Annotated in this window: 9 protein-coding genes; all 9 read right to left on the reverse strand. The window is 52.9% G+C overall.

Annotated features, from left to right (window positions below):
- Positions 1–206: 206 nt before the first annotated feature.
- Positions 207–1,322 (reverse strand): alpha/beta hydrolase-fold protein, encoded by a 1,116-nt coding sequence (locus ACS5NO_RS29855; RefSeq protein WP_439418597.1) that lies wholly within the window; start codon positions 1,320–1,322, stop codon positions 207–209.
- Positions 1,323–1,479: 157 nt separating this feature from the next.
- Entirely contained in the window at positions 1,480–2,556 is a 1,077-nt protein-coding gene (locus ACS5NO_RS29860) for an alpha/beta hydrolase (RefSeq protein ID WP_439418523.1), read from the reverse strand.
- A gap of 15 nt (positions 2,557–2,571) precedes the next feature.
- Positions 2,572–3,732, reverse strand: a complete 1,161-nt coding sequence (locus ACS5NO_RS29865; RefSeq protein ID WP_439418524.1) for an alpha/beta hydrolase-fold protein — start codon at positions 3,730–3,732, stop codon at positions 2,572–2,574.
- 35 nt (positions 3,733–3,767) lie between these two features.
- Complete coding sequence (locus tag ACS5NO_RS29870; protein WP_439418525.1) at positions 3,768–5,849, reverse strand: alpha-L-fucosidase; 2,082 nt, start codon at positions 5,847–5,849, stop codon at positions 3,768–3,770.
- 70 nt (positions 5,850–5,919) lie between these two features.
- Positions 5,920–6,111: a hypothetical protein gene (locus ACS5NO_RS29875; RefSeq protein ID WP_439418526.1), complete on the reverse strand. Its 192-nt coding sequence runs from the start codon at positions 6,109–6,111 to the stop codon at positions 5,920–5,922.
- 7 nt (positions 6,112–6,118) lie between these two features.
- On the reverse strand, positions 6,119–7,702 hold the full coding sequence (locus tag ACS5NO_RS29880) for a glycoside hydrolase family 43 protein (RefSeq protein ID WP_439418527.1): 1,584 nt from the start codon (positions 7,700–7,702) through the stop codon (positions 6,119–6,121).
- A 95-nt stretch (positions 7,703–7,797) separates the two neighbouring features.
- Complete coding sequence (locus tag ACS5NO_RS29885; RefSeq protein ID WP_439418598.1) at positions 7,798–9,477, reverse strand: glycoside hydrolase family 43 protein; 1,680 nt, start codon at positions 9,475–9,477, stop codon at positions 7,798–7,800.
- A 152-nt stretch (positions 9,478–9,629) separates the two neighbouring features.
- Positions 9,630–11,444 (reverse strand): RagB/SusD family nutrient uptake outer membrane protein, encoded by a 1,815-nt coding sequence (locus ACS5NO_RS29890; RefSeq protein ID WP_439418528.1) that lies wholly within the window; start codon positions 11,442–11,444, stop codon positions 9,630–9,632.
- Positions 11,445–11,458: 14 nt separating this feature from the next.
- On the reverse strand, positions 11,459–14,923 hold the full coding sequence (locus ACS5NO_RS29895; RefSeq protein WP_439418529.1) for a TonB-dependent receptor: 3,465 nt from the start codon (positions 14,921–14,923) through the stop codon (positions 11,459–11,461).
- Between the last annotated feature and the right edge of the window lie 58 nt (positions 14,924–14,981).

A 14,981-nucleotide genomic window follows, 5' to 3' on the forward strand; every position in this document is an offset into this window, starting at 1 on the left:
TGAGCCTGCCGCCGTGGCAACCGCAATGGTTACGGCGAAATACGCCACTTTCCGGAATAAGCTATTTTTCATGTCTTCGATGCGTTTTTAAGAACCCTTTACTTTTGGACAGGAACACGGATTGAACCGATCAAAACGGATTTTAATCTGCGCGAATCCGTTCAATCCGTCTAATCCGCGTTCCTATCCAAAAGTTTAAACACGTTTTATTTAAACAGCAGCGGAGCCAGTTCGTGCAAACTGCGACGCCAGGTCAGAAATTCGTGGGCGGTTTTTTCGGAGACGTACGCAACCGCGTTGTAACCGGCCGCTTTCAAATCGGCGGTCGCCTTGTTCACCCGATCCGGGTTTTCCTTGCTGCCGCAGCTCAGGAAGATCAGTTTGGCTTTTGGTTTGTCCTTGAGTTCTTCCGGATTGTAGACACCACCGCTCAGCAAGGCGTAAGCACCAAAAACGTCCGGTTTATTAAGCGTAATCGTGTGGGTTTCCATGCCGCCCATCGATAGCCCGGCCATGGCCCGGTTGTCCTTGTTGGCTAGGGTGCGGAAGTTGGCATCCACGTACGGAATCAGTTCGTCGACCAGCACCGTCTGGAATGGCACAATGCTAAAATCCTTCATTCGGCCCCACTTCACCTCGTTGGTCATGCCGTAGGTCATCACAATGATGAAGGGCTTGATTTTGCCTTCCGCCATCAGGTTGTCCATGATCAGATTGGCGCGTCCCTGGTTGCTCCAGGCGGTTTCGTCTTCGCCCCAGCCGTGTTGCAGGTAGAGCACCGGATATTTTTTCGATTTCTCTTTCTCGTAACCCGGTGGCGTATACACAAACGCCCGGCGCGAGGTACTGGTGCTTTTGGACGGAAAAAGAATCTGCTGCACGTTGCCGTGGGGGACGTCTTTCAGGGCGTAAAAGTCCTGATCGTGCGCCGGAATTTCAATCCCACTCTCCCACCGGACGGAACCGTAATAATTCAAAGCGCCGGGATCGTTGAACGTACCGCCGTCGACGGTCAGGTGGTAGTAGTGGAAGCCCTCGTCCATCGGCCCTTCCGTGGTGCCGGTCCAGAAACCGTCGTCTCCTTTGGCGAGTCGCGTGCCTCCGCGTCCGCCCAGCCCCAGGCTCACCCGAACGCTATCGGCCTTGGGGGCCTTGATCCGAAACCGGGCGTACCCCTGGGAGTTTACCTGCGGATAGTCCTGCCCCGGCTGGTTCAGGGTGGAGGGTTTAAAATCCTCGGCCACTGCCGGTTGGGTGGCCTGCGAAAAACAGTCGACGCTCGATAAAGTGGCTGCGAGTAATACAGTAAGAATCCTGATCATCATATGGTTACTGGTTTAAGGGAAATTACAAGGTTTATTGGAAATGTATTCAAGACTTTCGCTATTGCCCCTACATCCCCTAAAGGGGACTTTTGCATCCGGATCAGTAAGTGTCCAAGTCCCCTTTAGGGGATGTAGGGGCAATAGCCAATAAAATTTATTTAAAAAGTTGAGGCAAGGTCGTAGCCAGATAAAGCTTGCAGTTCATCCAGGTATGGCCGCCCGGCACGATCAGCGGTTCTACTTTCAGGCCCTTTTCCTTGAACATCGCAATGTTTTGTTTCACCGGTTCATACAGGAAATCCTCGGTGCCTATACTGATCGTGAACAGCTTCAATTGCCCGTTCATCTGCCCGGCGTTGGGCGACCAGTCGGTGAAGTTCTTTTTAAATTCTTCCGTGGCGGTGTACGGCGCATACGAACACACGTAGGCAAACTTGTCGGGATGGGTCAGTCCGATGTTCAAAGTCTGGCCCCCGCCCACCGAAAAACCAGCCACCGCCCGGCTTTTGCTGTCTTTGCCGACGGGATAATTCGCTTCGATAAACGGCACAATGTCATTGACCATATCCTTGGTAAAGTCGGGCATCGGTGCCGGGCGGACATTGCCGTACGGCATGACGATCAGCATCGGTTTGGCTTTTCCCTGCGCAATCAGGTTGTCGGCAATCAGGTTGGCGCGGCCCACTTTGGTCCATGTTTCTTCGGTATCGGAGCCGCCGTGAATCAGGTACAAAACCGGGTATCTGGTTTTGCCGTTCGGATTGAAACCGGGCGGGGTGTAGACCAGTACCTGCCGGGTCGTCCCCAACGTACCGGATTTGTAGTAGCGGTAGCTGACTTTGCCATGCGGCACATTCTGGAGCGAATGAATCAGCGGCTGATCGCCCGGCACATCGACAATACTGCGCTTAAAGCGCTCATTGGCAAAGATGTACGTATTATTCGGATCGGCAAGTTGAACGCCGTCCACCGAAAAGCTGTACGGATAAATGTCCGGTTTCACGGGCGGCACCGTCACGCTCCAGATGCCCGACGTATCTTTCGTCAGGTCGACCGGTGCTTTCAGAAACTCGCCGTTCAGGGTCACATTCTGTGCTTTTCTGGAAAAATACCGGAACGTAATGCTGTGGTCGGGATGCACGTCGGGCGAACTGATGGACGGCGGCCGCTGGGCGATTACCGCAATAGCCGACAAAAGAAAAGCCTGGAAGAGGTAGATACTACGTTTCATGGGGTCGGTCGGGTCTTATTGGAAGAGTAAAGGCGTGGTTTCGGCAACGTACTTTTTGACATTCATCCAGGTATGACCGCCGTCCGTGATCAGGCTTTTGAAAGCCACGTTTTTCGCCTTCAGGTAATCCATAAATTCGACAGTGCCTTTGTACAGAAAATCGTCGCTGCCCACACTTACCCAGAACAGTTTCAATTGCTTGTTCGTGTTTGCGGAATTGCCTCCGATTTGCGGAAAATTCTGATCCATTTCGGCGGGCGACAGGTACGAGCTGTAGCTGCACACCCACGCAAATTTGTCCATATTGCTGAACGCCGTGCGGAGCGTTTGCCCACCTCCACGCGAAAAACCGCCGATGGCCCGGCTTTCCCGATTCGCCACCGTCCGGTAGTTTTTCTCGATGTACGGAATGACCTTGCTCACCAGGTCCGTCGCAAAGTCGTTGGCCCGTTTGATGGCATCGGCCCCGTCCCGAACCGTCGGATCGGCGGGTTTGGCGCCCCCTTTCTGCTCAGCGACCCGGGCCGCCATATTGCCGTACGGCATGACAATGATCATCGGTTTGGCTTTGCCTTCCGCAATCAGGTTGTCCAGAATCAGATTCGTTTTCCCGACTTTAAAGAAGGTTTCTTCCGTATCCGTCGTGCCGCTGATGAGATAGAAAACCGGGTATTTTTTCGATGGATTCTGGTCGTAACCCGGTGGCGTATACACCACCAGCGAACCGGTGGTCCCTTCCAGCGACGGATAGTATTCGTAATTGATCGAACCGTGGGGAACGTCTTTCATCGCATGCACTAACGGCGTGTCACCGGGCACATCGACCAGACTGGCTTTAAACCGCTCGTTCGGAAAAAAGGCAACGTTGGCGGGGTCCATGACGGTAACGCCATCGACCTGAAAGCTGTACGGGTAAATATCCGGTTTGATGGGCTCCGTTGTTACGCTCCAGATGCCTTGCGCATCTTTGCTCATTTCGATGGGCGCTTTCAAAAACTGCCCACTCAACTTAACCTCTTTGGCCGTCGGAGATAAGTACCGAAACGTAACGGTTTTGTCGGCGTTCACCTGGGGTGACACCACCAGCGGGCCGCGTGGTGGCTGGGCGATTGCCAAATTGCAGAGGCCGAGCACGACCCACAGAAGCCACAAACGACTGATTATTACCTGCTTCATGGTTTATTAAGATTTAGGAATCGATTTTACTTCTATCATTGGGTAATGATGTCAATTTCGGCATAACCCGATGCCGAACCTTCCTGCGTATTTTTCAAGGCCCGCAATTTGATATACCGGGCTTTGGTGGGTTCGAACGGTTTGGTTTGCCAGACCGGGCTGTTTTTAATGTTTGAAAACTCCCCTTCGCTGACGGTTTTCCAGTTGGTATTATCGGTCGAAACCTCAAACTGATACTGAGTGATGATGCTGGCCTCTTCCCACCAATTCTGGGCAGGCAGATACCGGAAACCGGTCAGATTTTCGTCCTTGCCCAGATCAATGACCAGGTCCGACGGCACTGGCTGGTTTTTGGGTTGTTGCCAGGACGTATTCGGATTGCCATCCAACACCTGATGCGCCGACTTGGCCTCCGTACTCAGAATTTTCCAGCCGTTGCGGGCGATGTCGAATTTCTCTTCGCTGACGATGCTGCTTTGTTTCGTAAACGGATTGTAGGCAATCGCCTTCAGGTCTACTTTGCCGTTACCGGTTTTTACGGGAACCGTATACTTATTCGTGTTGGCGGTTGGCGTGCTGCCGTCGAGGGTGTAATACAATTCCGATTCCGTATCGCCCGGTTTGATATGGATCTCACCCGCCTGATCGCGCATGACGATGGGGGGCGTTAGAATCAGCGGGGCTTTGTAGACCTCCAGATTTGAAATCAACGGACAACCTTTGGCATCCAGAATCGTCAGCCGCAGTTGCGTGGCTTCGACGGTCGGAAACCGCAGAATGCGTTTATACCCGATGGTCGTCTCTTTGGCAATCTCTTTCCAGTTCCCATTGACCATCGCTTCGACGGTAAACGATTTGACCCGTTGCCCCAACCGAATGGGTTCCTGCACCAGAAACCGGTTAAAAGCCGTGGGTTTCGTAAACCGGAGCGTCAACGATGCGTTCCGAACGGCATCGTCCGTGGCCCAATAGCTTTCCGGATCGGCATCGATGGCCTTACCGGCGTCGTAAGCCGCATTTTTCCCCCGTTCGTTTGAAGCCGTGGCCCGGGCATTTTTAGCCAGATTGACAGAAAAGGCTTCTTTGGTGGCTTTGGTAAATTCCTGTACGGCTTTCTCGTCCTTCTCGTGAATCAAGCCGTTGGGCATGATCGGAAAATTGAGCAGTAACGTCCCGTTTCGACCAATGGAGTTGTAATAAAGATCCATCAGTTGGGGTAAGGTTTTTACCTTTCTGTCTTCGCGCTCGTGGTAAAACCATTCGGGACGGATGGAGGTGTTTACTTCGCCGGGCACCCAGGTATCGCCATTTTCGACACCGTGGCGCAGCATTTGCTCCGGTACATCGCCGGTGGCATTCAGTAAGCTCCAGTTGGTTTCGCCCACATACCCGGCTTCGGTGCCCACCCAGCGCAGGTCGGCCCGGTCGCCCCCGTCGTTCCAGATCACCAGCTTGGGCTGGAGTTTGCGCACCAGTTTGTACGTGTTCGGCCAATCGTAATACGTTTTGGAATCGATTTTACGGGTTTCATTCGCCCCGCCGTAATAACCGGAACCGCCGTTGGCGCCGTCGAACCAGACTTCAAAAATGTCACCGTAATTGGTCAGCAGTTCCTGCAACTGGTTGCGGAAATAGGTGATGTATTCAGGCTTGCCATAATCAGCATGGTTCCGGTCCCAGGGCGACAGATACACCCCGAATTTCAAACCGTATTCTTTGCAGGCATCGGCCAGTTCCCGAACGATGTCGGCTTTCCCGTTTCGCCAGGGCACATTTTTTACGGAATAGTCGGTGTATTTGGAAGGCCAGAGGCAGAAACCGCTGTGGTGTTTGGCCGTAAAAATGATGCCTTTCATACCAGCCTCCTTACAAATTCGGGCCCACTGGCGGCAATCCATTTTGGTCGGGTTAAACAACTTGGGGTCTTCGCTGCCGAGGCCCCAGGCCATATCGGTATAGGTGTTGATCGAAAAATGGATGAACGCATAGTATTCCATTTTTTGCCAGCGCAACTGGTTTTCGCTGGGGAGCGGGCCAACAGGTTGGGGCGGTGTTGGTTGGGCAAATCCCGTCTGATGGAACAGCAGAATTAACCCTATCGCAAAAAGTTTTTGCATCATTTTTTTAAAGTGGATGAAAGCATCCGATTTTGAACAGCCTGGGCGCATCGGTGTAGTTGGTAAGTTATCAATCCACCGAAGGTACACGAAAACGGCTGTTTATAGGAACCGTATCCTGCGGTTCGATTTTGGCATTGCCCTCCATATTGGATTGCCCAAAACAGAGGTACATATGGAAGTTGGGGTCCTGCGCCGAAGCGTTGAAGCTCCACAGCAGGAAGCCAAGAAGAAGCGTAATGGCAGAATACGTCTTTTTCATAACGGGTTTAGTTTCGGGAGGATGGCGAAATCTTATCATCAATCCGGAAATAATCGAAGTCGGCAAAACCGCCCGTCTGCTGCGTGGCGTAATTGAACAAACCAAACCGGTACCCCATAAAATGCGGGATGGTGTAGGGCATTTTCAGCCGCTCACCAATGGATTGCCACGACTTTCCGTCCAGACTATAAAAGAACTGAGCGCTGTTGGCCCGTTCTTTAAAATTGCATTCGGCTTTTAAATAGACGGTTTTTTGCGTCAGCGGAACCCGCTGAATGTCAATTGGTTTCCCGGAAGCCGCGCTCAGCATGACGATAAAATTTTGCCCATTTTCCCGTTTGACACCCACCAGACCGTAGTTTTTCTGTAATAGACTCAGCCCGGCAAAATCTCCGTCCTTCAGGTTGGTCACGTCGAGCAACGTTGATCCGGTACATGCCGGGCCGACGGTCCGCTGCGTCAGTGTGTTTCGGGCCAGCACAAACGAGGTGTCGATGCGACCGCTTTTCAGCCGCAGATACCCTTTCCGTTCCGTAACCGACCAGAGCTGGTTGTCCGGGTTGTGGTTCCATTGCCAGACTAGTGGCAGCGCAGAATCTCCTTTCTTCCGCGTGAATTCGTCCGAAGCCACAATGCCTGGAATCAGGCCTTTGCTGGCAGGCAAATCGAGCGTTTCGGGTACTTTTCCATTAACGCCCAAAACCGGCCAGCCGTCTTCCCAGGTCACCGGAACCAGATACGGAATGCGCCCGACTCCACCAGAATCCCGGAAAAGATAAGCGTACCATTTCCCATCCGGCGTGTCGATCAAACCGCCCTGCGCCACACCCAAATCCTGCAAACCGACTCGGCCTTCCCATGGACCCGTCATCCTGTCGGCGCGGTGAATCACCACGGTTCTCATGCCGCCCCGCGGCCAGGTAATGTTGAACAAGTAGTATTTGTCCTTTACCTTGAACAATTGCGAACCTTCGGCGGGCAACCCTCCGCCGGTGCTGGATGGCGTGCTGGCGTTCTCAATAAGGACCTGTTCGGTGGTGCCGGGCTTCACGCCGGAGGCATCGGCAGTCAGTTCAACCAACCGGAGTTTGCCCGCGCCGTAAATGAGGTACACCCGACCGTCGTCATCGAAAAACAGGGTATTATCGTGGTAGGACGGTTTAAATGACGTCTGTTTCCACGGCCCTTTTTCGATACTGTTGGTCGTAAAAACATGGGTTTTACCGGTGGTTTGGGCAAAAGTGGTTACGTAGTACGTGCCGTTGTGGTAGCGCAGGCTGCTGGCCCACGACCCTCGTCCGTAGGTGCTTTTGCCGTTGGCCAGGTTCAAGGCATCCACATTCGCCAGCGTATCATACCCATAACCAACCAATTGCCAATTCACCAGGTCTTTCGATTTCATAATCGGCAAACCCGGACTCAGGTGCATCGTGGTGCTGCTCATGTAATAGGTATTGCCCACCCGGATCATGGACAGGTCGGGTACATCGGCAAAAATGATCGGGTTTTGGGCGGTTTGGGCTTCCGAAGCGAATACCGCGCAAAACAGGGTAACCACCCATAAAACCGCCTGAAAAACCGTCCTTTTCATCTTAATGTATTTAAGACTTACGTCTGATAATTCTTTTCGCTTTTGCCCCTAAATCCCCTTTAGTGACAAAAGCGAAAGTCCTAGTATTCAATCAATTACTTGAACATCGGATCATCCCCCGCATATTTCAGGTACTGGAACGAAGCGGTATTCGTGCTGGCGTCCCCCGACGACGTCGCGTACAGACCGTACAAACAGCCGATAAAGCTGCCCGCTACTTTGGTACTCAGGAATTTAGCATCCACCTTGTCCTGAAGAAGCTTCCAGTTTTTAGCATCGGTGGAATAATGAAAAGTATAAGTATCCCCCTGCGACGCGATCCGCAGACCCACTTTCCCGGTTTTTCCGGTCAGCGGCACTTCGGTCAGCAGTTCCATCTCTTTGGATCGCGGTTTGCTTTTGTAGAGTTGCATCACATCCTTGTCCTGCGATTTGGATTTACACAGAAAGTAGAAATGGCCCTCATCCTGAAGAATGATCAGCCCGGCTTTTTCTTTATCGGATGCTGGGGCGAAATCCAGCTCGGTTTCCGCCGTACTGAACAGGTGCTGCTGGCGTTTCCCGATGAACGCTGGATTGCTCAAATCCATGACGGTTTCGGGCTTGAGTTTCAGCGTCAGTCCCTGTTTCTTCGACAGCGAATACCAGCTTTTGTCGAGGGTTCGCATAAACAGCAGCGCCGGGTCCAGTTCCTTGTCAAAGGTCAGCGTATAGGCAAAGTTACCCGATTGCGGTAACGCGCCCTTTTGTTTCACTTCTTTGAAATTAACCGGATAGCTATACGAAATTGCCTTCTCGCCATGCTCGATCATGGGCCAGTCGTTTGTCCAGATGACGGGCGCAATGAACGTTTCACGCCCTGTGTTGTAATAATCGCCTTCGTAGGGCCTTACCGCCAGAAAAATGCAATACATCTTGCCGTCTGGCCCATCCACGAACTGCGCGTGACCCGCCGATGTAATGGCGTCTTTCCGGTCGGCCGGCAACTCCCGCTGTGTCAGGATCGGATTGCCTTCAAAAGGCACATACGGCCCCCAGACCTCTTTGCTCCGCAAGATCACTTCGGAGTGATTGACTGACGTTCCGCCCTCGGCCGCGTAGAGGTAATACCAGCCGTTCCGCTTCATAATGTGGGGGGCTTCGATCCAGACCGGTTTTTTAGACAGATCCACACCACCGTTGACCAGTTGTTTTTCTTCCCCGACAACTTTTAAATTCTGGTAATCAAATTCATACATGCGGATGGTCCGGTGTCCCGAATACAGCGGTTTGTTGTTGGGCGCATCGCTGTTGTATAAAATGTAGGCTTTGTCAGCCGCTTCGTCAAAGTAAATGGAGGGGTCGATGCCTCTTACCTGCGGGATTTTAACCGGATCGCTCCAGGGGCCAGCCGGATTTTTGGCCGTCACCACGAAATTGCCATCGTGGTCGATGTCGGTGCAGGTGAGGTAGTAGGTGCCTTTGTAATAACTGATGGCTGGCGCAAACAAGCCCCGCGTCAGCCGTTCGCCCATGAAATCCATCTGAGTGGGCCGGTCGATGACATTCCCGATTTGCTTCCAGTTTTTTAAATCCTTGCTGTGAAAAACCGGAATGCCGGGAAAATAGGAAAACGTCGAGTGGACCAGATAGTAGTCGGTGCCAACCTGCACGATGCTCGGGTCCGGGTAAAAACCGGTCAGGATGGGGTTGACCAGGGTGGTGGTCTGGGCGAAAAGGAAGTGACTCAAAAAAATACCAAGTGCCAGCAAAGCACCCGGCAGAACGTTTTTCATCTTTTTCATAGCAATCTTAAAATCAATAGCCAGGTGGTGGGCCACAAAAGCAGTGTGTTCTTCCGGCGTGGGTGGTTCATCGTAACGCTAAAGAGACGTAAGAGGTCAAAAGCCTCTTACGTCTACGCAATTTATCTACCAACTTTTCTTACTCAATAACCCGGATTTTGCGGGAACTTCGGCCCTTCCACCACCCGGTCGATTTGCGATTGGGGAATGGGTCTCAGCATGTGAAAATCCTGAATATTGGCAGCCGCTTCCGGATTCCAGGCTTTCACGCGTCGCACCAGCGAACGGGTCCGGACCAGGTCATGCCACCGTTGCCATTCGCCGAAGAGTTCGCGGGTTCGTTCGTCCAGGATAAAGTCAACCGTTACGTCGGCCGGCGTAATGGTCATGGCCGTTGCGGCAGCCGCGTTCTGAGCCGCCGTGTTGGTTTTCCGGAAAGCCGCGCGTTGCCGAACCGTATTCAGCATTGCAGCCGCCTTCGTCGCATCGCCCGCTTTCAGGTAGGCTTCGGCCCCGGTCAGGTACACATCCGCAAAACGGTAGAGCACGCAGGGCCGGGTCGACGGATCGTTGAAGTTGGCACCCCGGCTGGGGTCCATGAATTTTTTCAGCGCCGGAAAAATGCCGTTATCCCACAAGCTGGGCGGTACGACCAGCCCTTTAAAAGGCCGTGTACCGATGAACTGTGGCGCACCTTCTACCTCAAAGTCGGGCAACCAAACCGCGGTATCTGCCCCCACCACGGTGGTATAGCTGATGCCCCGTTTGTTGTTGGCGGCCGTAGCGGTGTTCGTAACGGCAGTATTGGAAATATAAACCGTATAGAAGGAATTGATAAACCGTGAATCGACATTCCGATTCGTAAACGCCTGATCCAGAAAGTAGTTCTTGCCGGCATTGGGGCCTGACGGCCATTTGTAGCTGTTCGGGCGCATCCGGGTATAAGGCCGGCCATACTGCGAATCCCGGATCATCAACGAGGTTCCACTGTTCACGTAGGCCCCCGCAGCGCTTTTGTAGGAATTGATACCGGTGTTGTTCGGGTAATTCCAATTGGTAAACCAGGGCGTCAGATTTTGAGCGGCACCACCACCAGCGGCTCCTCCAACCTGATAGTAGCCAAATTTCGGGTCGAGTACGTGATCGCTGACAAACATGGTTTCTTTCCCATAGTCGTTGGCCGGGACAAACGCATCGCCATAATCCTGCCATAGATCGAGACCATACGTTGCTTTATTGGCAATGATGTCTGCACAAATGGTGGCCGCCTGCGTAAAATCAGCCGCCGTATTGTTGAGCCAGCCCCGGGTTAGATATGCCTTGGCCAACAGGAGCTGCGCCACCGGTTTCGTAGCGGCTTTCCCCAGAAATGGGGCGGTTGGCTGGTTGGGCAGATCAGTGGCTGCTTCGGTTAGATCCTTGATAATCAACTCATACACCTGAGCAACCGGTTGGCGGGAAGCAGCCTGTGAGGGTACCGTAATAAATTCGGTACTGAGCGGAACATCGCCCCAGGTTTGCACCAGATAAAAGTACCAGAACGCCCGCAGAAACTTCGCCTGTGCCAGGTACTGCTTGCGGGTAGCCTCCGGCAGATCGATCGTCTGGCCGTATTTAAGTACACCGTTCAGCGTGTTGATGTCCTGAAAAGCAACGCCCCAGGCGGAACCGAAGTTGCTGCTGTTCAGTCCATTGTAGGTATAGGGCGGAACACCACCGCTGCTGGCTCCCTGCAAAAACTCATCGGTTCCGGCCTGCATTTCGACCGTGAACCCTTCGGTTCCCCACTGGCCCCGGATGTCGTTGTAGACCCCGGCAATACCGCCCAATACACCCGACGGCGTATTGAAGTAGGAAGGAACGATCTGTGATTGTGGGTTCTCTTCTAATATTTTTTCGCAACCCGTGTTGAGCAACGCTGTTAGGCCAATGATGGACCAGAATTTTATCGTTTTCATGGTTCTATCCAGGATTAGAATTTAAAATTTACCCCCAGCGTGAATTGCCGTACGGGCGGGTTGTTCAGGTTGACAGAAATCTGACGCTCCGGCGTACCGCGTTCGCTGGCACCCTGCGGGTTCAGGGTCGACTGACCGCTGGCATAACTGTTTCCTTCCGGATCGACGGCCAGATTATCGCTCACCAGGGGCGAATACAGGATCAGCGGATTGGTAGCGTTGAAATAAACCCGGGCGGAGTTCATGCCGATTTTCCGGATCAACTGACTGGAAAAGGTATAGCCCAGGTTGATGCTTCTGACTTTAATGAACGAACCGTCGTAGTAGCCCAGCGTGGAGCCGAAATAGGCGACCGCACTACCGGCATCCGGTGCGGGGAAGGCATTGGTCGGGTTGGTTTCGGTCCAGTAATCGGTTTTCACCTGATTGACCCGGCCCTGGTTGAAGAAAGCAAAACCACCCGAACCCGTAGAGTTACCTGTCAGATACGGTACGATCACTTTCATGCCCATCCGGGCAAAGGTTACGATAGACATATCAAAGTTTTTGAAGCTGAACCGGTTGGTGATGCCGCCTTCCCAGGCCGGCTGGAAATTGCCCAGAATCTGCCGGTCAGCCGCATCAATCTTCCCATCACCATTCAGATCTTCCACCCGGATCTGGCCCGGAAACTGCGTGGGAGAGGTCTGTTTGGCCAGCGTGCCGTTTTCTTTGTCCGAGGTCTGCCAAATGCCGGTTTTTTTGTAGTCGAAAATGACCGAAAGCGGTTGTCCCACAAACCACCCTGCCCCCAAATTGGCAAGTTCGGTCGGCGTCGTAAGCTGCGTAATTTTCTCCCGGTTGAAGAAATATGTCACATCGGCGCTCCAGTTGAAGCCTTTCGGGTTTCTGAAAATCTCGAACGTCAGCGCGGTTTCCAGTCCCTTGCCTTCCGTGCGGCCCAGGTTTTTCAAGGTTGAACCGGCTCCGTTGCTCGGTGGCAGCGGAACAGACAGCAGAATGTCTTTCGTTTGCTGGTGATACCAATCCACCGAACCCGTAATGCGGTTATTCAGGAAGCCAAAGTCAACACCGATATCCACCTGCGAGGTCGACTGCCAACCCAGACCGGTCGCCGGCAGACTGGTAACCGTGTAGGCCAACTGCTGGCCGGCGGTTCCCGTACCGAAATTGTAATACCCGGCCGACAACGCACCCAACGTTGCATAGGCTCCCACGTTTCGATTTCCGGACAAACCCCAGCTTCCCCGTAGTTTCAGGTTCGAGATGAACGGGGCTCCTTTCATAAAACCTTCCTCGATAATATTCCAGCCAGCACCAATTGCCGGATAATTAAAATACTGGTTACCAGGAGATAAGGTAGAAGAACCATCCCGTCTCAACGTCAGGGTCAACAGATAGCGGTCATTGTAGCTGTAATTCACCCGACCCATGTAGGAAAGAAGACCGGTTTCGGAAAACGAGTTACCGAAGTCCGAGTTGGCAACCGGCGTTCCGGAAGCCAGCGAGAAATTAGACGTCTTGATGTAATCGGCCGGAACCCCGGTGATCGTAAACCTGCTGCCCAGGGAGTGGTTTTTCGTAATTTCATACAGCCCGGTGACGCCTACTTTATGTTTCCCAAACGTCTTGTCATAGTACAACAGGTGCTGAAGATTGATGTCCCAGTACTCGGTATTGCTGATTTCGGCATTGGAAGACGACTGAACCGTGGCGCTGTTAAAATACGTCAGCGGGCCATTGTAGCCATTGTAGTTCGACTGGCTGAAGTTCAACCCGGCATTCATCCGGTAGCGCAGGCCGGGCAGAATATTTACCTCGGCGTATAAGCTGTTAAAAGTTCGCAAGGCCCGCGTACGGCCCAGATACGAATCTTTCTTGGTCAGAATCGTTAATGGGCTAACCCCAGCGGCATCGATGGAGCCTTCGGCCGGGAACAGGTTGACCGAACCGTCGGCATTATAAGGCGCTGCCAGTGGCGTTTGCCGTACCAAACCACCCGGAATACCACCACCACCCGGTGTGTTGGTGTAGGTCAGCGTATTCAGGGTGTTCAACCCAATCTTGATCCGCTTGCCAATGCGCTGGTCGACCGTTGCCCGGATGGTGTAACGTTCAAACTTTTGGCTGGGAATGATGCCGGTTTCATTGAAATATCCCAGACCCAGCGAATACTGCGTATTTTCAACCCCGCCGACCATACTCAACTGGTGGTTGGTGTTGAAACCGGGTCGGTAAATTAAATCCTGCCAGTCGGTGGAAACACCGGCGGCCAGGGCATCTTTTTCTTTCTGGGTCAGCGGATAGGCGGTTGTGCCGGGGCTGGTGCGGTTATATTTGGTCGCATCGTCTTTAAACCGGGCATACTCCGGGCCATTCATGACGTTAAATTTGCCCATGATGTTGGTCACCCCATGATAGCCATCGTAGCTGAATACCGGTTTTCCGACTTTACCCCGTTTGGTGGTAATCAGAATGACGCCCCCTGATCCCCGCGACCCGTAAATGGCCGTTGCCGAAGCATCTTTCAGAATTTCGAGACTGGCGATGTCGTCGGGGTTGATGTCATTGAGTCCGCCGAAGGGGATTCCATCGACAACCACCAGCGGGCCATCGAGCCCGTCGCTTGACCCGGAACTCGTCGTCAGCGTCCGGTTTCCCCGAATCCGGATTTGCCCCTGAGCACCCGGCGTAGAACCGTTGCTAATAATGGAAACCCCGGCAGCCCGGCCTTTCAACTGGTTCACCAGGTTGGGAGCCGGAACCTCTTTCAGCGTGGTTTCATTGACCGAAACCACCGAACCCGTCACATCGCGTTTCCGCTGAACGCCATAGCCCACCACCACCACCTCATCCAGCGTTTTATCATCTGCAGCCAAAACGACATTGACAACCGTTTGGCTCCCCACAGTTACTTCCCTGTTGGTATAACCGATGTAGGAAAAAATGAGAACCGTCCCATTGGCCGACGGCACCGAAAGCCGGTAATCACCATTGCCGTCGGTGGTGGTGCCCCGGGTAGCCGACTTGATTTGAATCGTTACACCCGGCAGCCCTTCCCCATTTTCAGCCGTGACCTTCCCCGTGATTTGCACATCCTGGACGTTCTCAACGGCGTTCTCATCGGAAAGTTTGCCCTGGAGCGGTCCGGGTGGTGTCGACATTCTTTTGAGTACAATCTGTTGATTGACGATCTCGTAGCTGACATTCAGTGGCGTCAGGATCTGGTTTAGAACCACATGAAGCTGCTCATTCTTAGCCTGGTAAGAGATTTTTCGTTTGGATTGGATAATCTCCCGGCTGAACAGAAACTGCACATCAGCCTGTTCTTCGATGCGTTTGATCACGGTCTCGACGTCCTGATTTTTGGCGGAGAGACTGATTCGTCGGTTCAGGATTTCCTGGCCCCGCACATCGAACGCTACGCTGATGTGAATGAAGGCGAGCGCAAGCAATAGTTGTAGGCTTGAAAATTTCATAATCCTGACCCAAGCATTGCGGTTTATAGAATAGGAATGCATAAGTTTGCGTGCTTTG

It is taken from the genome of Larkinella fluvii, from assembly GCF_051857545.1.
Classification (GTDB): Bacteria; Bacteroidota; Bacteroidia; order Cytophagales; family Spirosomataceae; genus Larkinella.

What these genes read in the sequence shown, in the direction of transcription:
- ACS5NO_RS29855 (WP_439418597.1), bottom strand. Translation starts at nt 1,322, where the DNA reads ATGATCAGGATTCTTACTGTATTACTCGCAGCCACTTTATCGAGCGTC.
- ACS5NO_RS29860 (WP_439418523.1), bottom strand. Translation starts at nt 2,556, where the DNA reads ATGAAACGTAGTATCTACCTCTTCCAGGCTTTTCTTTTGTCGGCTATT.
- ACS5NO_RS29865 (WP_439418524.1), bottom strand. Translation starts at nt 3,732, where the DNA reads ATGAAGCAGGTAATAATCAGTCGTTTGTGGCTTCTGTGGGTCGTGCTC.
- ACS5NO_RS29870 (WP_439418525.1), bottom strand. Translation starts at nt 5,849, where the DNA reads ATGCAAAAACTTTTTGCGATAGGGTTAATTCTGCTGTTCCATCAGACG.
- ACS5NO_RS29875 (WP_439418526.1), bottom strand. Translation starts at nt 6,111, where the DNA reads ATGAAAAAGACGTATTCTGCCATTACGCTTCTTCTTGGCTTCCTGCTG.
- ACS5NO_RS29880 (WP_439418527.1), bottom strand. Translation starts at nt 7,702, where the DNA reads ATGAAAAGGACGGTTTTTCAGGCGGTTTTATGGGTGGTTACCCTGTTT.
- ACS5NO_RS29885 (WP_439418598.1), bottom strand. Translation starts at nt 9,477, where the DNA reads ATGAAAAACGTTCTGCCGGGTGCTTTGCTGGCACTTGGTATTTTTTTG.
- ACS5NO_RS29890 (WP_439418528.1), bottom strand. Translation starts at nt 11,444, where the DNA reads ATGAAAACGATAAAATTCTGGTCCATCATTGGCCTAACAGCGTTGCTC.
- ACS5NO_RS29895 (WP_439418529.1), bottom strand. Translation starts at nt 14,923, where the DNA reads ATGAAATTTTCAAGCCTACAACTATTGCTTGCGCTCGCCTTCATTCAC.